The sequence below is a fragment of the Ruegeria sp. AB11 genome, from assembly GCF_056536325.1.
Genome location: NZ_JBQFJO010000001.1, coordinates 1534142 through 1552416, shown reverse-complemented (window position 1 = coordinate 1552416; position 18275 = coordinate 1534142). Strand labels below are relative to the sequence as shown.

Sequence of the window (18275 nt, the reverse complement as noted above, 5' to 3'; positions counted from 1 at the left end):
GATTCTCAATTCCGGCTGTGTTACCGTCCTTCGAACCTATCAAGCGCCGAAGGATAGTTTCTATCGTCCCGCGAGCCTCCGTTTGTGCTCTTTGACGAACTTGTGCCGCCTGAGAAACTCCCTGCATTTGTGGTATCGGCACCGTTGCCCCAGCCGTTATCCCCTTTCTTCGTTTGGGTGGGCGGGTCAGGGTCATCAGGTACGTCCTCGGCGTAAACAGGCACCGAGAAAGCCATGGTCGCCGCTAATAAGCTGATGATAGTAAGTTTGGATTTTGACATAATATTCCCCCAAATATAGTCGGATAAACACTTGGCCAAAATTGAGGCAAGCAATACCAAATTACTTGAACGAGATTGAACCAAATTTGAATGCATCGTTCACGCTACGTTAACATTCTCTAATGCCCTCAAAGCTGGGAAACCCTGAAGCAAGAAGGGCTCGGTGGCAGGTAGCCATTTGATAATGGTGGAAAATAGAGCGCTGGGCATGGAATCACACACATGGGCTTCCAGCCACAACAGCCAAGATCTGACATCAGTCCTTGGCCAATGTATAAGCACCAGAAAGAAAGGCGTTCTTCAAATAGACCGGCAGCTTCTCGGGATACTCTTTAACTTCCTTCTTGGCGAAATTGGACAAAGCCACCGGATTAACGAACCTAGTGTGACATCCTTCTGTAAGTTGGATCAGAGTCTCGATTTTGAAAGAGACCGCACCGCCTGCCATACGGCCTTTCTTTGCGCGCGTTTTGATCGCAAATGTTCCAACCTCGTTTTCGCGAGCAAACTCATCAAGCGCGGCCATGAATGAACGCAGATCTGCCTCGGATGTATCATCCTCGAGTTCAATCCTTGTGGTCTTAGGTCGGAGCATCTCCACCTTGCCCTCGTCATCCAGGTCGACAACTGCAAGCCGAACTTCCTGTGCCGATATCTCGCAACCGCATACTCTCATCTGTCATTCCTTTGTGTGACAGTTCCTCACTAACATCTTTCGGACCAGAATATATGCCACCTATACCGATGTGCGCGCGTTATTGCGGTCAACAAGCTTAGTTTTTACGATCCGAAATGCTGGCATAGACAAGACGGAAGAAGGCGGTCATGCCGCGCCAGAGAGCCCAAAAAAAGTCCACCCAAGTCTCTCTGTGAGGTATTCCGTAGGTACCGAAAAGGAAATTCTGAATTGTGAGTTTTGATCTTGCTTAGCTTAACAAAGCGGACATTCGCTTGGCTCACGTCGAACGACCGCTGTGCGGACGTAGTGTAAATTCGCTGCAGTTGCACCAATGTCTGTTTTCCAAAACCTCGCTGTTCTCGGGAACGCTTCCAATCCATGGCGGACATATCCTGCGCCTCACGCGCAGTTGTGAAATCGCTTAGGTATTCCAAAGCCTAATAGCCAAGTAGAGACACATTTCACAGCACATCACATGCCGAAGACATCTCGTCGAGAAACAAGCGCATCCGGCGATTGAGCAGGCGTTTTTTGGAATAGGCCAGCATGATGTTCCAATCCGCGAAGTAAAGATCTGGCAGAACAACCTGTAGTTCCCCCCCGCGATAGGCCTTGTCTGCAATGAAGTCCGGGAGGCGCGCGATCCCGTGCCCGGCCCTTACCGCCGCAAGTAGGAAGTGGCCACTGTTCGAATTGAGTGCCGGCTGAAATTCGATTGATTTAGTGCCGGCGTCAGTTTCGAATTCCCATGTCGCGCGGCGCGAGGCGCCGAAGTGCAGGAGCGGGTGATTGATAAGCCCGTCAATAGTCGCGGGCAACGTGTTGTTCTCTGCATATTCAGAACTCGCGTACAGGCGATGACGGGCTTGGCCAAGACGTTCAAAGATCAGGTCAGGATCTTCAATTTCGGAAATTCGAATTGCCAGATCGTAATTTTCGCGCTCTAGATCTACACGCCGGTCATCAAAATCAACCGTAAGCCGGATTTCCGGGTGACGCAGCGCAAAACTTAACAACACAGGCTGCAAGAACCCCAATCCGAACTCTCGCGGGATCGACACCGACAGCGGCCCGAAAAGGCTTTGCCGTGCATTGGAAAAATCTGCGTCGATGTCGTCTACCTCGGACAAAACGCGCAGCGCGCGTTGATAGAGTTCCTGCCCGGCGGCCGTCACTTCCCACGAACCGGGCTGCCGGTCGATTAGTTGAACACCGTAGCGCTCTTCCAAGAGCTTCAACCGCCTACTGATCGCGGATTTGGCGATGTTCATGCCTTCGGCAGTACGCGCAATCCCACCGTTGTTCACGATTTCCACGTAGGCGCGAAGATCTTCAATTTGCCCCATTCGTTCTCTTTTTTCGATCCTGACGTTCATATTTTTATCTCTGGTTCACTATTGTGGAACCATTTAGGTTTGCTCTCAAGCAAAAAAGACAGCCGATAGGACGAAAACATGGGTTTGCTACAAGACGGAAAATGGGTCGACCAATGGTACGACACCAAATCCAGCGGTGGGCGCTTCCGGCGCAAGGCGGCGCAGTTCCGCAATTGGGTGACAGCGGACGGAAGCGCCGGGCCAACGGGTGATCCCGGTTTCAAGGCGGAAGCAGGACGTTATCACCTGTATGTGTCTTTGGCTTGTCCCTGGGCGCACAGGACATTGATTTTCCGGGCCCTAAAAGGGTTGGAAGATCACATTTCGGTTTCCGTAGTTCATTGGTTCATGGGAGACAATGGATGGACATTTGAACCCGGCGAAGGCTCGACCCCGGACCCGATCCATGGCGCCGATTCCATGCATCAAATCTATACGGCTGCCGATCCCACGTATTCCGGTCGGGTCACGATTCCGGTTCTGTGGGACAAGAAGATCGGCACGATCGTTTCAAATGAATCCTCCGAGATCATTCGCATGCTCAATTCGGCATTTGATGACGTCGGAGCCGCAAAAGGCGATTACTATCCTGCGCCGCTGCGCGATGAGATCGACGCGTTGAATGACAGGATTTACGACACCGTCAATAATGGCGTGTACAATGCCGGTTTTGCGACCACCCAGGAAGCCTACGAAGAAGCCGTCATGCCTTTGTTTGAAACCCTCGACTGGCTCGAAGCGCGCCTGTCAGGTCAGCGTTACCTGACGGGGGTACAGGTCACCGAGGCGGACTGGAGGCTGTTCACGACGCTTTTGCGTTTTGATCCGGTTTATGTTGGCCATTTCAAGTGTAACCTGCGCCGCATCGCCGACTATCCGAACCTGTCCAATTATGTCCGCGATCTATACCAGCACGCAGGTATCGCCGATACGGTCGACATCCCCTACATCAAGAAACACTATTACGGCTCCCACGAGACGGTGAACCCATCGCGGGTTGTGCCGATAGGACCAGACATTGATTTCAACGCACCCCATGATCGTAACCGTTTTAGCGAGGAACGCTGACCATGACCCAGCAAACAGTACCGATTATCGCGGCTAAACATCCTGCCAAAACAGACCTTGAGGCCGGGAAAGAATACTACTGGTGCCGGTGTGGCAAATCCCAATCCCAGCCGTTTTGCGACGGCTCGCACGCCGGGTCCGGGATCACGCCACTGAAATTCACCGCTGAAAAGGACGGCCCGGCGGTCTTGTGCCAATGCAAATCATCCGCCAATGCGCCGTTTTGCGATGGCACACACGCGACGCTTGGCGATTTTGAGCCCGGCGACGCCGCCCCGGCACCTAAAAGCGAAGTGCCGGCTGCCGTGGCAACGCCTGAGGAACCGACAGTGGCCCGCATCCACGAACTGGCCCGCGATGGGCTTTCGAAGCTCGGCCATCACGGTGAAATGGGGGCTATGGGCGTGCCGCGCAAGGACCTGCCGCATTGGGACGACATTCAGGTTCTGCCGGCGCAGATGTCACGCAAACCCCTGCTGGATGATGCAGTGGTGGAAACCTCAGTCACCATTGGTCCACGCGCAGAAAAGCCCCTGACCCTCAATATCCCGCTCTTTGTCTCGGACATGAGCTATGGCGCCTTGTCCGAAGAAGCCAAAACCGCGCTGGCACGTGGGGCAGAACTTGCCGGAACCGGTATCTGTTCCGGTGAAGGCGGCATGCTCCCGGAAGAGCAGGCCGAGAACTCTCGCTACTTTTATGAACTGGCGTCGGCCCGGTTCGGTTGGGATATTGACCTTGTTGAGCGGGTCCAGGCGTTTCATTTCAAGGGGGGCCAAGGCGCCAAAACCGGCACCGGTGGGCACCTACCCGGCGACAAGGTTCAGGGCAAAATCGCCATGGTGCGCGGCCTCGAACCCGGTCAGGCGGCGATATCACCATCGACGTTCCCTGACCTGCATACGCCCGCCGATTTCAAACGCATCGCCGATCAGGTGCGCGAACGATCTGGCGGCATTCCGATCGGCTTCAAGCTTTCGGCCAACCATATCGAAGACGATATCGACTTCGCGCTCGAGGCCAGCGCCGACTACATAATCCTTGATGGCCGCGGCGGGGGCACCGGTGCCGCACCGTTGATTTTCCGTGACCATATCTCGGTTCCCACCATCCCAGCGCTGGCCCGTGCAAGACGGCATCTGGATGCCAAAACAGGCCGAGAGGTGACGCTTGTCATCACCGGTGGTTTGCGCGTGACCGAAGATTTCGTGAAAGCCATGGCGCTTGGTGCAGACGCGATTGCCGTCAGCAATTCCGCAATGCAGGCCGTGGGTTGCATCGCCGCGCGCATGTGCAATTCGAACAACTGCCCGGTGGGTGTTGCGACCCAAAAGCCTGAACTGCGCAAACGGCTTGACGTTCAAGTCGGAGCCGAGCGTCTGGCGCGCTATTTCGGAGCAAGTGTCGAACTGATGCAGGTGCTGGCGCGCGCCTGCGGACACGCTTCGCTGTCTGGTTTCACGTCGGACGATATCACCACATGGAAACGCGAAATGGCCGACCTGAGCGGTGTTCGTTTCGCAGGTCTGCGGAAATAGCAAACCGGCTGTGCGGAGATGGACCTAACTTCAGCGCACAACACGCCTCATATCCCTGCGGAAAGGAGCCAAACCATGCTCGATACACACGATATCCGCACAGATAACATGCCAAGCGAGATGCAGTTCCTGCTTGAGAAGTACCCGCCCGACAGTTGGGAAGCCCATCCCGGGTTCAAGGAAAAGACCCGGCATTGGCTGGGCGCGTATGTGATGTTTCGACGGTTGGCTCACCGTGTTCGTCAGGACACCGAAAGCTACCTTGATGGCAACAGCGACGCCTCTGACTATGCCAGCCGCCTATCCTACTATGGCGGTTTGCTGGTTGGCAACCTGCACGGCCACCATGGCTGGGAAGATCATAGTTACTTCCCCGAGCTTTCTGCGGCCGATCCACGGTTTGATGCCGGGCTTGAGGTGTTGGAAAAAGATCATGCTGACCTTGACGTGGTGCTGGACGCTTTCACGCGCACGGCAAACCGGGCGATCAAGCTTGTGCAACTTGACGAAGCCCAGGCACATGATGAAGTGGGCCTGTTGCATGGCACGTCACAAACGATCGAGGCGTTCCTGCAACGTCATCTGAGTGACGAAGAGGAACTGGCGGTGCCGATCATTCTGCATCACCGATTGAGAGGGTGACACAATCATGAGCGGTAAAAAGAGCGATAGCTCGGTCCAGGAAGACCAGACCAATGCCGCGACCCGCCGCGCGCAAGGAGAATTCGTGCGCGGCGTCAGCGGGTTCCGCGGGTCAATTGGTGATGCAGATTTCCCGCCCGCACCGGGGCGTTATCATCTGTTCGTGGCGTTCAACTGTCCCTGGTGCCACCGCGTGACCCTGGCCCGCAATGTACTGGGCCTGCAGGACAGCATCACAATGGACGTAGCCTTTCCCAACCGAACCGGCGACGACGATCCCGAAGGGCCAAGTCTATGGGAATTCAATCCCGAGCGAATTGCGACGCTGACGGGTGAAACGTTACCGGAATGCACGTATGAAACTGGTACTGGCCGGGGATATCGGCTCGCCAAACAGATTTATCAGGCCGAGGGATCTGACGAACAGTCGGTTCCCATCCTCTATGACAAGAAGGCCAAGCGCATCGTGAATAACGAAAGCGCCGAGATCATTCGAATGCTGGGTCGTCACGCCGCCGCCTTGGGCAATGTCATTTCCGACCGCAACCGGATTACACTTTATCCTGAGGAGGCAGCGCTCTGCACAGAGATCGATGTGCTGAACAGCCTTGTTTATATGGCGATCAACAATGGAGCCTACAAAGCTGGGTTCTCATCTGATCAAAGCGCCTATGCCGAAGCATTCTCTGACTATTTCAATGCACTTGAAAAGCTGGACAACCTGTTGGACGATGGTCGGCCGTTCCTTACCGGGGACTGGTTCACCGAAGCAGATTTGCGCTTGTTCCCGACGCTCTATCGTCATGATCCGGTTTATTATGTCCGGATGAAACTGAACGGCGCCAAAATCCTGGACTACCCAAACCTCTGGCGATGGCTGTGCCGCGTTTACGCATTGGAAGGAGTGGCCGAAAGTAACTCATTGATCCACTGCAAGCAGGGATACTTTGGCCGCTCGTGGAATGGTGTTGTCCCTGTTGGCCCATTGAAGCCGATGCAATACCCAGAAGCCTACCGAAAGGCGGAACTGGCGAACAAACGGCCAAATCAGCCTAGTCCATCGCTTACTGTAAACCGCCACATCGGACATTGGTGAATGACGCAGCATTCGTTGTTGTGGGCTCCGAGTAGTCTTTCGCTGCGGTGCGCATCAATGTCCGCTTGCAAGAAAACCAGGTGCAAAGCTCGTCAGCTGTCACCCAAAATGTCACCCAGAACAAGGAGTCATTGCTACTAGTGATGCCAGAATGCATACAGTATTCTGATATTGTTAAGGGAATTTGGTAGCGGAGGAGGGACTTGAACCCCCGACACGCGGATTATGATTTAGTCCGGCTTGCCCCGCACCGCGCCACAAGCTGCCCCAGCCAACCACATTAACTATTTGGCTTTGTTAGGATTAAGGTGTGCAGGCGGACACATGCTGCCACAACGCGACGCACCCAACCACAGGGTTATTTGTCACCCATGCGCTACCCAGTCCCGAAAGCGGACATTGATGCGCAGCATGGCGAATGGCCGCTCCGAGCCAACTTTGATCGATGCTGCACGGTGCTCCAATGACCGTAATGCGTAGTTAAGCGGACTTCGCGCCGTCAGGCTTATACCCCAGTGCGGGTAATCATTTGGGCAGTGGTGAAGGTCAGAAAAGCAACCATAGTAGGCGAAACAGATAGCGCTTTGACTCATGTAAATCTGCTAACTAGTAACGCAATTTGCAACTTGTTGACCGCAAGGAGGAGAGCAAACCTGCTTCCAGCCGCGTCTATGCTAACATGCGAGAGGTTTCGTTTGTTGGACTCAAGTTTGGTAGGCGCTGTAGCAGCAGGATCAATCTCGGAAGCCGCTGGTGAAAGTCGGTCATTAGAACAGGTAATTCATCCCTTCGACGGAGCAGCAAAAATACAGCGCATCCAAGAAGCCTCATTCTCGGGTCAAATAACGTTTCCCGCAACTAGCGACGTATCTATTATTTTTGCTCTTCCCACCTCATTTCGGTGCGTCGCCAAAGTAACCTCCAAAAAATGCGATCATCGCCAACAACACACTTACCAGTATCACAATCACAAACAGTGCTCCGCTTCCTTTGGCGAAATATCCCAATGAGATTAGGCCAACCACGAAGATGCCGACCAGAAAGTAGAGAACTGTATTGTCCATCTTGACCCCCGAACGAGTTGTTTAAACTAAAGAACTACTTGCTCCGCAAAAAATTGATCCAAAGACCGGGTGAAAGGCGACGTCAAAGGGCTTTCGATGATTGTCGAATGCCATGCACTGTGGCGAACAAAACCGGGACCAGGATCATTGTGAGCATCGTACCCACCGTCAAGCCACCCATGATCGTAACAGCAAGACCCACCCAAAACACATCAGGCAGCAGCGGTATGACACCCAAAACTGTAGTGGCCGCGGCCAGTACGACGGGGCGAAGTCTTGAGGCGCCGGCGTTCAAAACCGCATCATAATCCGGCTGACCCTCAGCCAAGTTGTCGTTGATCTGATCGATCAAAACGATCGCATTTTTGATCATCATTCCTGCCAAGCTCATGCCTCCAAGCAATGCGACAAACCCAAACGGTGTGTTTGTGAGAAGCAGGCTCGGAACAATACCTATAAGCACAAAAGGTATTGTCAGGAAAATAACCAGCGGTCTGCGGTATGAGTTAAACAGCCCAACTACAATCAATGCCATGATCGAAAACGCGGGGATCATACCCGGAATCAAAGACGCTTGCGCAGACACTGTGTCCTCGTACTCACCACCCCATTCCATGCTGTAGCCCGGCGGCAACTCAGCCTCCAAAGCTTCAAAATCGGCAAGAACTGCGGCGCGATAACTTGGCAGAGTTACACTATCTATTGGGTTGGCTTGCACAGTCAGAACGCGGCGCCGGTCGCGGCGATTGATCGTCGGGTCTTCGGGCTGGATATTCACGCCGCGTACGACCTGCGCCAATGGGACAGGCTCAACAGAAAACGGTGACTGGAGTTGCAACAGTTCAAAGTTGTCGACGGCAGCCACGTCTTCCGCGCCAGGCCGGACGATGATTGGCAGCAACTCGTCACCTTCGCGGTAGAGGCCGACCGAACGCCCGTCAAATGCACGTTTTGTCGTGTTACCAAGATCTTCATAGGTGATTCCGGTCCACCGTGCTCGGTCCTGGTCATAGTCTGGGACAGTTTTCAGGACACGGTTGCGCCAATCGGTGCGCGCCACTTTCGTCCATTGATGCTGATCCAGTATCGCAACTGCTCTGTCGCCAATTTCGCGCAATGTCTCGGGATCGGCATCTGCTGGACCAATGATACGATTTTCGAAAGCCCAAGTATTGCTGGGCCCCACACCGAACTGGCGTGTGAAGGAGGTCGCTTCGGGCATATTAGCTGATATCCAAAGTGAAATCTCCTTGGTCATCTCCGGAATGTCGCGGTAATCTTCGACGTTCACAATGACTTGCGCGTAGGAAGGGTTTGTTCCTTCGGGGTCGACCGGCAGGTAGAAACGCGGTGGACCAGCCCCGATGAAGCTCGCGATACCCGTCACGCGATCGTCCATTCCAACCTGTTCTTCGATGCGGGTAATAGCCTCGGATACGGCTTCTATCCGGGTCCCTTCGGGTGCGTAATAGTCGATCATGTATTTGGTCATCGACGACGTTGGAAAGAACAACTGTGTGACGGAACCAAAGCCCACCCCCGCAATAACAAGAGCACCAACAGCCACTCCGATTGTCAGGTAGCGAACGCGGATCGCGGCGGCCAGAAAACGGCGGTAGACGGCGTATAGACCGGTGTCAAAGGTTTCACTGGTTCCCCCCTTTGGTTCCGGCAGCATGGCAACGCACTGCAAAGGGGTGATGGTCATTGACAGCAACCAACTAACGAGAAGCGCAATCCCAACAACGGAGAAGAGCGTCCGGCAGTACTCTCCAGCGCTCTCAACGGACGCAAAGATTGGATAAAAGGCCATAACAGCGACGAACGTTGCCCCTAGCAAAGACATCGCGGGTCGCGTTGCGGCATCGATTGCGGCTTTTGCGCGGTCCATTCCCTGTGACATGCGAACCATGGCACCATCCGCTACCACGATCGAGTTGTCGACCATCATGCCAAGCGCAATGATCAATGCGCCCAAGGACATGCGCTGAAGATCTATTCCCAGCATCGCTAACGGAATGAAAGTGGCAAGTATCGTCAGGATCAATCCGCTGCCGATGATGATCCCCATGCGAAGACCCATCGCCAAAGTCAATACGATCAGAACAATCGCGACGGCTTGGCCAAGGCTTACTAAGAAACTGCTGACTGCCAGGTTGACGTCGTCAGATTGCCAATGAACCCGTTCAAGTTCGATGCCCACCGGCAGGCCTGCGATTAGTTCATCTACTCTGGCGTCGACAGCCTCCCCAACACTGACAACGTTGACACCAGACTGAAATGATATTGCCAAGCCAATAGACGGAAGGCCGTTATAGCGCATCATGGTCGTTGGTGGGTCAGCATAGCCTTCCTTGACCTCAACAATTTCGCCCAACCTTAGCAGCTCTGGCCCTCGAGGTTGGCCGCTTTGAGCTTGGTCCAGACCACTTGGCCGAACAACCAAATCCGCGATATCAGTTGGGCTGGTGAATGTACCGCTTGGCGCAATGCGCATGCGGTAGTCGCCGATGTTCACGCGACCTGCATCCACAATCGCATTTTGGGTTTGCAACGTAGCGAGGATAGTCTGCGCCGAAACACCCAATGCGGCCAAGGCTTCTTCGCGTGTTTCCAGATAAATGACCCTGTCGCGCTCCCCCCACAAATCTACACGCCCTACGCCGTCGATCAACGAGAGCTCTCGCTTGAAGTCTTCGGCAAAATCATCAAGTTCCCGGGCGGAGAATCCATCAGACGTCATCGCCAACAGCAGACCAAACACGTCACCAAAATCATCGTTGATCGCAGGACGACCTGCGCCCGGGGGCAGGTCTGTTTCCACGTCTCTGACTTTGCGGCGCAGCGTGTCCCAGATTTGTGGCAGTTGGTCCGACCAATAGTTTGGGCGGATTTCGACTTTAATGGTCGACACACCCGCCCTGCTTTCGCTCGAGATGTAATCAATCTCTTTAATCTCTTGGAGCTTCAGCTCGATCCGTTCTGTGACCTCCTGCTCTACTTCTTCGGGACTGGCGCCAGGATAAAGGGTGGTCACAACCGCAGTTTTGATAGTGAACTCGGGGTCTTCTAGCTGTCCCAGACTAAAGAAAGCCGAAATGCCGCCCAACGTAAGCATGACAACCGTGAACCAAACGAATTTGGCGTTGCGGATTGAGAACGCCGCGAGACCCATTACTCTGTATCCTCAGAAAGTAACGAAACTTTCTGACCCTCTCGCAAAGAGTTCGCTCCGGCAGTGACTACGACGTCACCAAATTCCAGACCTTCACTAACAGCCACCCCTTGCGACCGGGGCGTACCAAGCGAAACTTTCCTTGCCGTTACGGTTTCTGAGCCGACATCGAACACCCAGACATGCGGATCTGTTTCCCCTTCAGGCACGAAAACCGCGCTGGCCGGAACCATGATCGCATCAAATGGTTCGTGCCCTTCCTTTGGCTGGCCACGGACGCGCCCAGCCATACCCGGAAGAACAATAGCGTCTTCTGGTTGCTCCATAATCAACGTGACGGGGAAGGTTCGGGTCGTTGCCGAAGCCTCTGATCCAATCTCGCTGATTTCCGCCGGTAAAACCACGTCCCCCAGAGCGTCAAATGTAACGGTTATGTCTTCAATGTGGGGGATCAGGGCAATGTACCTTTCGGGGATATCGATCACGACTTCGATGTGCTCGGCGTCCAGGATGCGTAGCACCGGTGTCTGTGCTGCAACTTCTTCAAAATCTTCAATGTATTTGGCAACAACACGTCCATCGAACGGTGCCGCCAAGCTCGTGTAGGTTAAATCCAGAGTGGCTCTGTCCAAAGCCCCTTGGACAGAATTGATTGCTGCTTGTGCTGATGTTTCGCCCGCGACAAACCGGTCGAGTGTAGCCTGAGCAGCAACATCTTTTTCGACCAGTGATCGTTGCCGATCTGTTTGCAATTTGGCGTTTTCAAACGTCGCTTGAGCGCTCTCAAGTTCTGCAGTAAGCCGATCGACTTCGGCCTGATACGGGGCTGGGTCCAAGGCCGCGATGACGGCACCTTTCGTTACAAGGTCGCCAACCTGAACATCGACACCGACAACATTGCCCGGCACGCGAAACGCCAACGACACTTCGCGTGCGGCTCTCGCCGTTCCGACAAAGTAGCGGTCATGCAAACTGGATAGGTCAGAAATCTCGGTGGCTCTGACAGGTCGTATTAGTGTTTGGGTTGCTTCTTCTTCTTTCTCCCAGCAGCCGGTAAGCAACACGAAGGCTAAAAGCCAAATCGATAATCTCTTCATATCCCCCTCCCGTGCCGCCCGCGTTCCTCTCTTCGTCGCTGTGAAGGTGGCCTAACTTGCGGATTTTGCGCCTAAAGCTGTTACAATTGTACGCGCTTACTAATCAAAGTCAAAAATCCGAATTTGTTAAGGGGAGGCGGAGAGAAACCCGAGTACATCCTGTCAAACTGGCAAGACAACTTCGCAGTACGACGTCGCCTAGATGCTGCTGTTTGTCTTATCGGCCGCACAGAAGGCCGTGTTTCGAGTTAGTGTAGCTGCTTAAAAGGTAAACGTGCGGAGGTTACACTGTGATTGATTCAAGCCAAGGCCGTCGTCCGGACCCACATGTGGAGCTGAAATGTCCGCTTTTCGCGAACCGCTACCATTGCCCACTTATTAGCTAATGGCAGCTTTGTCCGCACACTTGCCGTTACCGGCAACGCCGCTCTATGACCGGTTTGGCGCACATGCCCGCATGTCTGTCGCTTTCACGACCGCATTTAGATTCCAAAAAGTCCAGCCGGAATCCGTCGTGAGGATTTCTGTAGGCGGATAGAGGAATTCCAAGATTTAAGATTTGGGTGGCATTATTTAAGCCTCGTGGCTCATGCCTTGTCCGAAGCATTCCATATTGCGCCTTATGCGTCTTTGATTCGCCGGAAATAAGCTTTAGCGGGAATTTGTGGCTTCTACTCGCCTCGACGGTTCGCCACATACGGCCACATCCCGCCATATCTGGCGCGGAGACAAGCATCTGTTTTCGTGAGATAATATCTGCTGTCACCCATGAGATTGGTCGACTGTCAGATTATATATCTTGTATGAAAAAGAAGCTCACATCCCGCTACGTTGAAACCGTCACCGCGCCTGACCCAAAGCGCTTAGAAGTCTACGATTTGGTGCTGCCGAGTTTCGGCATTCGCGTTTCAACGACTGGTCGCAAGACGTGGTTTTGTTCACCACGCGTCGATGGTCGCATCCAGCGCACGAAAATCGGTACCTAGGCTACAAAATTCGTCTGCTGTTACCCAAAATGTCACCCAAAGCATATTTGGAGTGCGTGCGAGTGGTGCGATACTCGAGTATCTATCTGATTTTTATGAGAGAATTTGGTAGCGGAGGAGGGACTTGAACCCCCGACACGCGGATTATGATTCCGCTGCTCTAACCAACTGAGCTACTCCGCCACGAGTGAGAGGCGATGTAAGCGACGGACCGGAGAGGGTCAAGAGGGAAATGAGGGTCTGATGGGATTCTTTGTGTGCACTTTCAGTGAGGGTTTTGTTTTGTCATGTCGGCGTGGGTCATGCCAGCGATCTGGCGGATGAAACGTGCGCAGATATCAGGCTCTGTGATCAGGATCATGTGACCTCGGTGTTCCAGTTTTTCGAAGGTGAGGCCGAATTTCGTCATTGATGCACCGTGTGTCTCAGCCGACAGGATCGGATCTTCGGTGCCGAACAGGATGCCCCCGGGCGTTTTCAGATCACTGTATCGTTGGGTTAGTTCACCCATGCTGCTTTCTACGCCGATGACGTCTTGCGACGCGGTGATGAAGGCCGAAGGTCGCAGGCCGAGAGCGCCCCCGGCGCGGTTCAGAAAATCGGTTGGCGCGGGTTCAGGGGCGAAGACATCTTTCAGAACCAGCGGTGCTGTTTTACGGGCCATCGGCACGGCGATGGTGTTTCCGATTAGACTGCGCAACCAATCGGAGCGGATTTCCAGTGGTTTGAAGACGGCAGGCGGTTCGGGCATCTGCTGCGTGAGAGGGGCCAGAAGTGCCAGCGCCGAGATAGTGTCGGGATAGTCCAATGCCATTGCCAGCGATACCGCGCCGCCAAGCGAATGGCCAACCAGTATGGTCTGGTCGACGTTCTTGGTTTCCAGAAATGCGTGGATCATCCGGGCCTGTTCAGGCAGGGCGGCCAGCGCAGCGGTATCACGGGTTGAGTAACCGCAACCCGGTCGGTCGACCGCGAGAACGTGATATTCCTCTGCCAGATCATCCATCAATGCGTATGTAAAATGCTGCAACTGGCCCGAGAGGCCGTGGATCAGGACGATGGTCGGATTAACGGGGTCGCCCTTTTCGACATAGTGGATGCTGCCTCCCTGAACGGCCACGATTTGTCCCAATTGTGGCACCATCTCGATCCCTTGACGGGTCAGGCGGCGCGTCCAGAAGTTCATGCACAGCAGGAAAGCCACCAGCAGCAGGACAATCGTCAGCAGGATCGACATCATGGGTCTCCGATCGTTTCTCTCACAGGATGATATTGTTCGAGCCCGGATCGCGCCATGCGTTTTCTGTACTCGGACACAGTGCCCGGCCACAGCGTTGTATTGCGCCCCTCAGCGTCCTGATACCATGAGGTGCAGCCCCCAGATTGCCAAACGCTTTCGAGGTGACGGTCCTGCATCTCTTTCGTAAACGCCACCTGTTTGTCGGTTTTCGGGGGGATGGTGCGAAGACCACCCTCCTGCATTTCTGTTAGAACACGACCGATATGAGCCACCTGTGCTTCGATCATAAGCACGACAGAGTTGTGCCCCAGCCCGGTATGCGGGCCGAGTAACATGAAGAAATTAGGAAACCCGGCAATTGCGGTGCCAAGGTTGGCCTGCATACCCCCTGACCAGGCCTGTTTCAGTGTCAGATCATTGGTTCCAGTTATGTCGAGATTATCGGCGACATCAGTGACATGGAATCCGGTTCCCCAGACCAGAACATCAGCGATGAACTCGCGGCCGTCACCCGCGATGATGTGATCACCTTCAACCCTGGAGACGGCATGCGGCACCACATCCACGTTGTTTTGTGCCAGTGCCGGATACCAGTCATTTGAGCTGAGGATGCGTTTACATCCAATTGTGTAGTCAGGCGTCAGCGCGGCTTTCAGGTCTGGATCGGTGATCGCGCTGGCCAATGGTTGCCGTCCTCTGTCTCGACCTGCCATCGCGTAACATCCCACCGCGCAGATTTGAGTTTCCGATGAAAGTGACAGAGTTGGTACAGCCCCTCATCCCGCGCGATTTTCTGCAAATAGGACTGGATTTCGGCGCCACCTGCATAGGCGCTGCTCCAATCCGGGTTCATATATGTCGCCATCGAGTAGAGATGCGAGGGGATATCGCAGGCGACGCCAGGATAAGTATTTTCTCGCCATGTACCGCTGATGTCGGCTGCTTTCTCCAATATTACAATATCTGCGATGCCGCGCTTTCGCGCCTCAATTGCCATAATCAGCCCGGAAAAACCTGCGCCGATGATAAGCATATCTGTTTGCTTCGTCATCCTTCGGCCTCCTCCGTTGGCGCTCCACTCGGCTGATCAGATGATAAAGGTCGCAAACGCATTTTGAACAGAGTGCCGTTTGGTCAACCGCTCCCGCTTAGAATGGCAGCTGAGGGCCGTGGAAGCAGATCAAGTATGCGAATAATGCTGTTTCTACAGGCAGGGCCGACCCAATCAGGTGGGTAAAAGGCTGCAGGCAGGTCCGGTTGGCGCAGCACCACACGCCGCCATCGATGCACCAGCAGAGTCCGTAATGTGGCGCTCTGCAATGGTGTCGGTGTCCATTCCTCGGGGTGAGTTTTTGCTGCGTTCTGGACTGCAGTTAGCAATGCCCGGCACGAAGCGCGCAGCTCGGGTGGGCATAACCGATCCTGAATCCACTTCGGGGCTGTTTGCGGCGAGATATCCAGCGCAAGTAATCCTTCCGCCTGAAGCGGAGCCGCACCTGCCCTCATTGCTATGTTGCGTCCGATTGGAATGTAGTCATCGCTGAGCATTACATCGTCAAGCACCTGCGTACCCGTTCCGTCCTCGGCAATCAGCAGATGCCAATGTTCGACAGGCGCCGAGTCACGCGCATAAATGCGCGGTGTGACGGCCGCTGATTGGGTTCTGCCAAATTCCGAGAGGACATGGCGCGAGACGCGACCGATCCGGTCACTCTCGATCCAACCGTCCTTGCGCAAACGGTGGAGCGCCACCCGGATCGCTTCGGGTTTGATGCCCATCGGTTCGATAATCTGGGTCAGCGCGCCGCCCGAAATCTGCGCGCCCGGTTCCTGTGCCATATCTCCGAACAAAGAGACAATAATCGACCAGACCCGCTGGTCTTGCGGATCCACTAGGTCGGCTACGGCCGTTTCGAACCATGAGCTTTGATTGGTCATGGGACCAGTTTAACCCATTAGGCCCAATAAGAAAAACAGGTTACGCTAACGAGTTAGCGGGCATTCATTGTCAAAAGTTCGTATTCTGCAACCGGCTCGCCATCCTGATTGGTCAGGGACACGTGCCAGCGAACCTCGCCATAATCGTCATTGCGTGGGGTTTTCTGCTTGACCGTCAAACGCACTTTGATGCTGTCCCCCGCGACGACCGGCTTCATGAACCGCAACCCGTCCAGCCCGGTATTGGCCAACACCGGCCCCTCGTTCGGTTCAACAAACAAGCCAGCTGCGAAGCTGAGCAACAGATAGCCATGCGCCACACGACCGGGGAAGAACGGGTTTCGCGCCGCCGCGTTGTCGTCCATATGGGCATAGAACGTGTCGCCGGTGAATCTGGCGAAGTGTTCGATATCCTCAAGCGTGACAGTGCGCGAGGCTGTGTGCAGCGTCTCTCCGACCCGCAACTCACCGAATTTACGTGTGAACGGATGTGCCGGACCTTGGATTTCAGGTGACCCAGGCACCCATTTAGCTCCGATACTGCTGAGCATGCGCGGTGAGCCCTGAATGGCGGTGCGCTGCATATAGTGTTTCACACCACGCACTCCGCCCATTTCCTCACCGCCGCCCGCACGGCCCGGCCCACCATGCACCATATGCGGCAGCGGAGAACCGTGGCCGGTCGATTCTGCCATCGAATCGCGGTCGTTGATGTAAATCCGCCCGTTATAGGCCGCGGCCCCCATCACCACATCCCGCGCAACCTCAGTGTCGTGGGTGATCAGTGAGGTGACCAGAGACCCCTGCCCGCGATTGGCCAGTGCCACCGCATGATCCAGATCGCGATAGCCCATAAGGGTTGAGACCGGGCCGAACGCCTCGGTATCGTGCACGCGCTGCGCTTTGTCGGGGTCAGCGCAGTGAAACAGCATCGGGGGAACGAAGGCGCCAGTTTCGGGGCCGTTCAGGTCGAACGCGTCGGGATTTCCATAAACCCGTTCAGCCTCTTGCCCGATCAAAGCTGCCTTTTCCAGCACGTCAGCCTTCTGCCCCTTCGACACAAGCGCGCCCATGCGCGTGGTCTCGGCCCGCGGATCGCCGATGGTGATCTTCGCCAACCGTTCCGAGAGCGCGGAAATCACGGCATCGACCTGACTATCGGGCGCGATGATGCGTCGGATGGCGGTGCATTTCTGGCCCGCCTTGGTGGTCATTTCACGAGAGGCTTCCTTAACGAACAGATCGAATTCCGACGTGCCGGGCTCTGCATCCGGGCCGAGGATTGAAGCATTCAAGCTATCCTGCTCAGCAACGAACCGGACCGAGTTCTGCAAGATCGCAGGTGTCTGCCGTAGCTTCAACGCGGTGTTCGCCGAACCGGTGAAGCTGACCACATCCTGACAGCTTAAGTGATCGAGCATATCTCCCAACCCGCCTGACACCAATTGCAGCGCACCGGCGGGCAGGATGCCACTGTCCAGAATTATCCGCACGGCCAGTTCGGTGACATAACAACTATTGGTAGCTGGTTTCACGATGGCAGGAACGCCCGCCAAAAGTGTTGGAGCGAGTTTCTCCAACATGCCCCAAACCGGGAAGTTGAATGCGTTGATGTGGACCGCCACGCCTTGCAATGGCGTGCAGATATGTTGCCCCAGAAACGTGCCGTTGCGCGACAGTTGCTCGATATCTCCATCCAGGTAGAACTGCGCGTCCGGCATCTCGCGCCTACCCTTAGAGGCGAAGACGAACATCGTGCCCATGCCACCGTCTATGTCGATCAGGTGGTCCTTCTGCGTGGCACCAGTCTCAAAGCTCAGATCGTAGAGCGCTTGTTTATGCGCTGACAGCTCTTGCGCCAGCGCTTTGAGCATCCGCGCGCGATCATGGAACGTCAATTTACGTAGGGCTGGGCCACCGGTGTTGCGTGCATAATCAAGCATCGCCTGCACGTCGAGCGCCGCGTTGCCAGCGCTGGCAAACGGTGCGCCGGTGATGGCGGATGCGATGGTGCGTGCGCCTTCTCCGGGCGCGACCCAAGTGCCAGCGGCAAAGCTGGAAATCTGATGCAGGGACATGATGTTCTCCTGTTTGA

15 protein-coding genes and 1 tRNA gene are annotated in these 18275 nt (G+C 54.9%); 4 read left to right on the top strand and 12 right to left on the bottom strand.

Going from position 1 to position 18275, the window contains the following annotated elements:
• Positions 1-20: 20 nt before the first annotated feature.
• The 3 genes from ACR3EJ_RS07885 to ACR3EJ_RS07875 form a co-directional block, all read right to left on the bottom strand.
• The gene (locus ACR3EJ_RS07885) at positions 21-281 is read right to left on the bottom strand and encodes a hypothetical protein (RefSeq protein WP_139056590.1); all 261 of its coding nucleotides are present in this window, start codon (positions 279-281) and stop codon (positions 21-23) included.
• Between the two features lie 256 nt (positions 282-537).
• A complete protein-coding gene (locus ACR3EJ_RS07880; protein WP_170545732.1) occupies positions 538-957 on the bottom strand; it encodes a DUF3010 family protein in 420 nt (139 codons plus the stop codon).
• Between the two features lie 464 nt (positions 958-1421).
• Entirely contained in the window at positions 1422-2306 is an 885-nt protein-coding gene (locus ACR3EJ_RS07875; RefSeq protein ID WP_170545735.1) for a LysR family transcriptional regulator, read from the bottom strand.
• A gap of 108 nt (positions 2307-2414) precedes the next feature.
• Between ACR3EJ_RS07875 and ACR3EJ_RS07870 the strand changes: the two genes are divergently transcribed.
• From ACR3EJ_RS07870 to ACR3EJ_RS07855, 4 genes are all read left to right on the top strand, one after another.
• The gene (locus ACR3EJ_RS07870) at positions 2415-3404 is read left to right on the top strand and encodes a glutathione S-transferase family protein (RefSeq protein ID WP_170545739.1); all 990 of its coding nucleotides are present in this window, start codon (positions 2415-2417) and stop codon (positions 3402-3404) included.
• 2 nt (positions 3405-3406) lie between these two features.
• A complete protein-coding gene (locus ACR3EJ_RS07865; RefSeq protein WP_170545742.1) occupies positions 3407-4942 on the top strand; it encodes a glutamate synthase-related protein in 1536 nt (511 codons plus the stop codon).
• 75 nt (positions 4943-5017) lie between these two features.
• The gene (locus tag ACR3EJ_RS07860) at positions 5018-5584 is read left to right on the top strand and encodes a hemerythrin domain-containing protein (RefSeq protein WP_170545745.1); all 567 of its coding nucleotides are present in this window, start codon (positions 5018-5020) and stop codon (positions 5582-5584) included.
• Between the two features lie 7 nt (positions 5585-5591).
• Positions 5592-6680, top strand: coding sequence for a glutathione S-transferase C-terminal domain-containing protein (locus ACR3EJ_RS07855; RefSeq protein ID WP_170545748.1), 1089 nt, complete (start codon positions 5592-5594; stop codon positions 6678-6680).
• A gap of 893 nt (positions 6681-7573) precedes the next feature.
• Here ACR3EJ_RS07855 and ACR3EJ_RS07850 read toward each other — a convergent pair.
• From ACR3EJ_RS07850 to paaZ, 9 genes are all read right to left on the bottom strand, one after another.
• Entirely contained in the window at positions 7574-7744 is a 171-nt protein-coding gene (locus ACR3EJ_RS07850; RefSeq protein ID WP_170547602.1) for a hypothetical protein, read from the bottom strand.
• Positions 7745-7826: 82 nt separating this feature from the next.
• Complete coding sequence (locus tag ACR3EJ_RS07845; RefSeq protein WP_170547604.1) at positions 7827-10919, bottom strand: efflux RND transporter permease subunit; 3093 nt, start codon at positions 10917-10919, stop codon at positions 7827-7829.
• Entirely contained in the window at positions 10919-12016 is a 1098-nt protein-coding gene (locus ACR3EJ_RS07840) for an efflux RND transporter periplasmic adaptor subunit (protein WP_170547606.1), read from the bottom strand. The genes ACR3EJ_RS07845 and ACR3EJ_RS07840 overlap by 1 nt, the downstream gene beginning before the upstream one ends.
• Before the next feature lie 1092 nt (positions 12017-13108).
• Positions 13109-13185, bottom strand: a tRNA-Met gene (locus ACR3EJ_RS07835).
• An 82-nt stretch (positions 13186-13267) separates the two neighbouring features.
• Positions 13268-14239, bottom strand: coding sequence for an alpha/beta fold hydrolase (locus ACR3EJ_RS07830; protein WP_170545776.1), 972 nt, complete (start codon positions 14237-14239; stop codon positions 13268-13270).
• Positions 14239-14925, bottom strand: coding sequence for an NAD(P)/FAD-dependent oxidoreductase (locus ACR3EJ_RS07825; protein WP_260023146.1), 687 nt, complete (start codon positions 14923-14925; stop codon positions 14239-14241). The genes ACR3EJ_RS07830 and ACR3EJ_RS07825 overlap by 1 nt, the downstream gene beginning before the upstream one ends.
• The gene (locus ACR3EJ_RS07820) at positions 14895-15293 is read right to left on the bottom strand and encodes an FAD-dependent oxidoreductase (RefSeq protein ID WP_260023147.1); all 399 of its coding nucleotides are present in this window, start codon (positions 15291-15293) and stop codon (positions 14895-14897) included. The genes ACR3EJ_RS07825 and ACR3EJ_RS07820 overlap by 31 nt, the downstream gene beginning before the upstream one ends.
• Positions 15294-15376: 83 nt before the next feature.
• Entirely contained in the window at positions 15377-16180 is an 804-nt protein-coding gene (locus tag ACR3EJ_RS07815) for a PaaX family transcriptional regulator C-terminal domain-containing protein (RefSeq protein ID WP_170545779.1), read from the bottom strand.
• A gap of 53 nt (positions 16181-16233) precedes the next feature.
• On the bottom strand, positions 16234-18258 hold the full coding sequence (gene paaZ, locus ACR3EJ_RS07810; RefSeq protein ID WP_170545781.1) for a phenylacetic acid degradation bifunctional protein PaaZ: 2025 nt from the start codon (positions 18256-18258) through the stop codon (positions 16234-16236).
• Positions 18259-18275 lie beyond the last annotated feature (17 nt).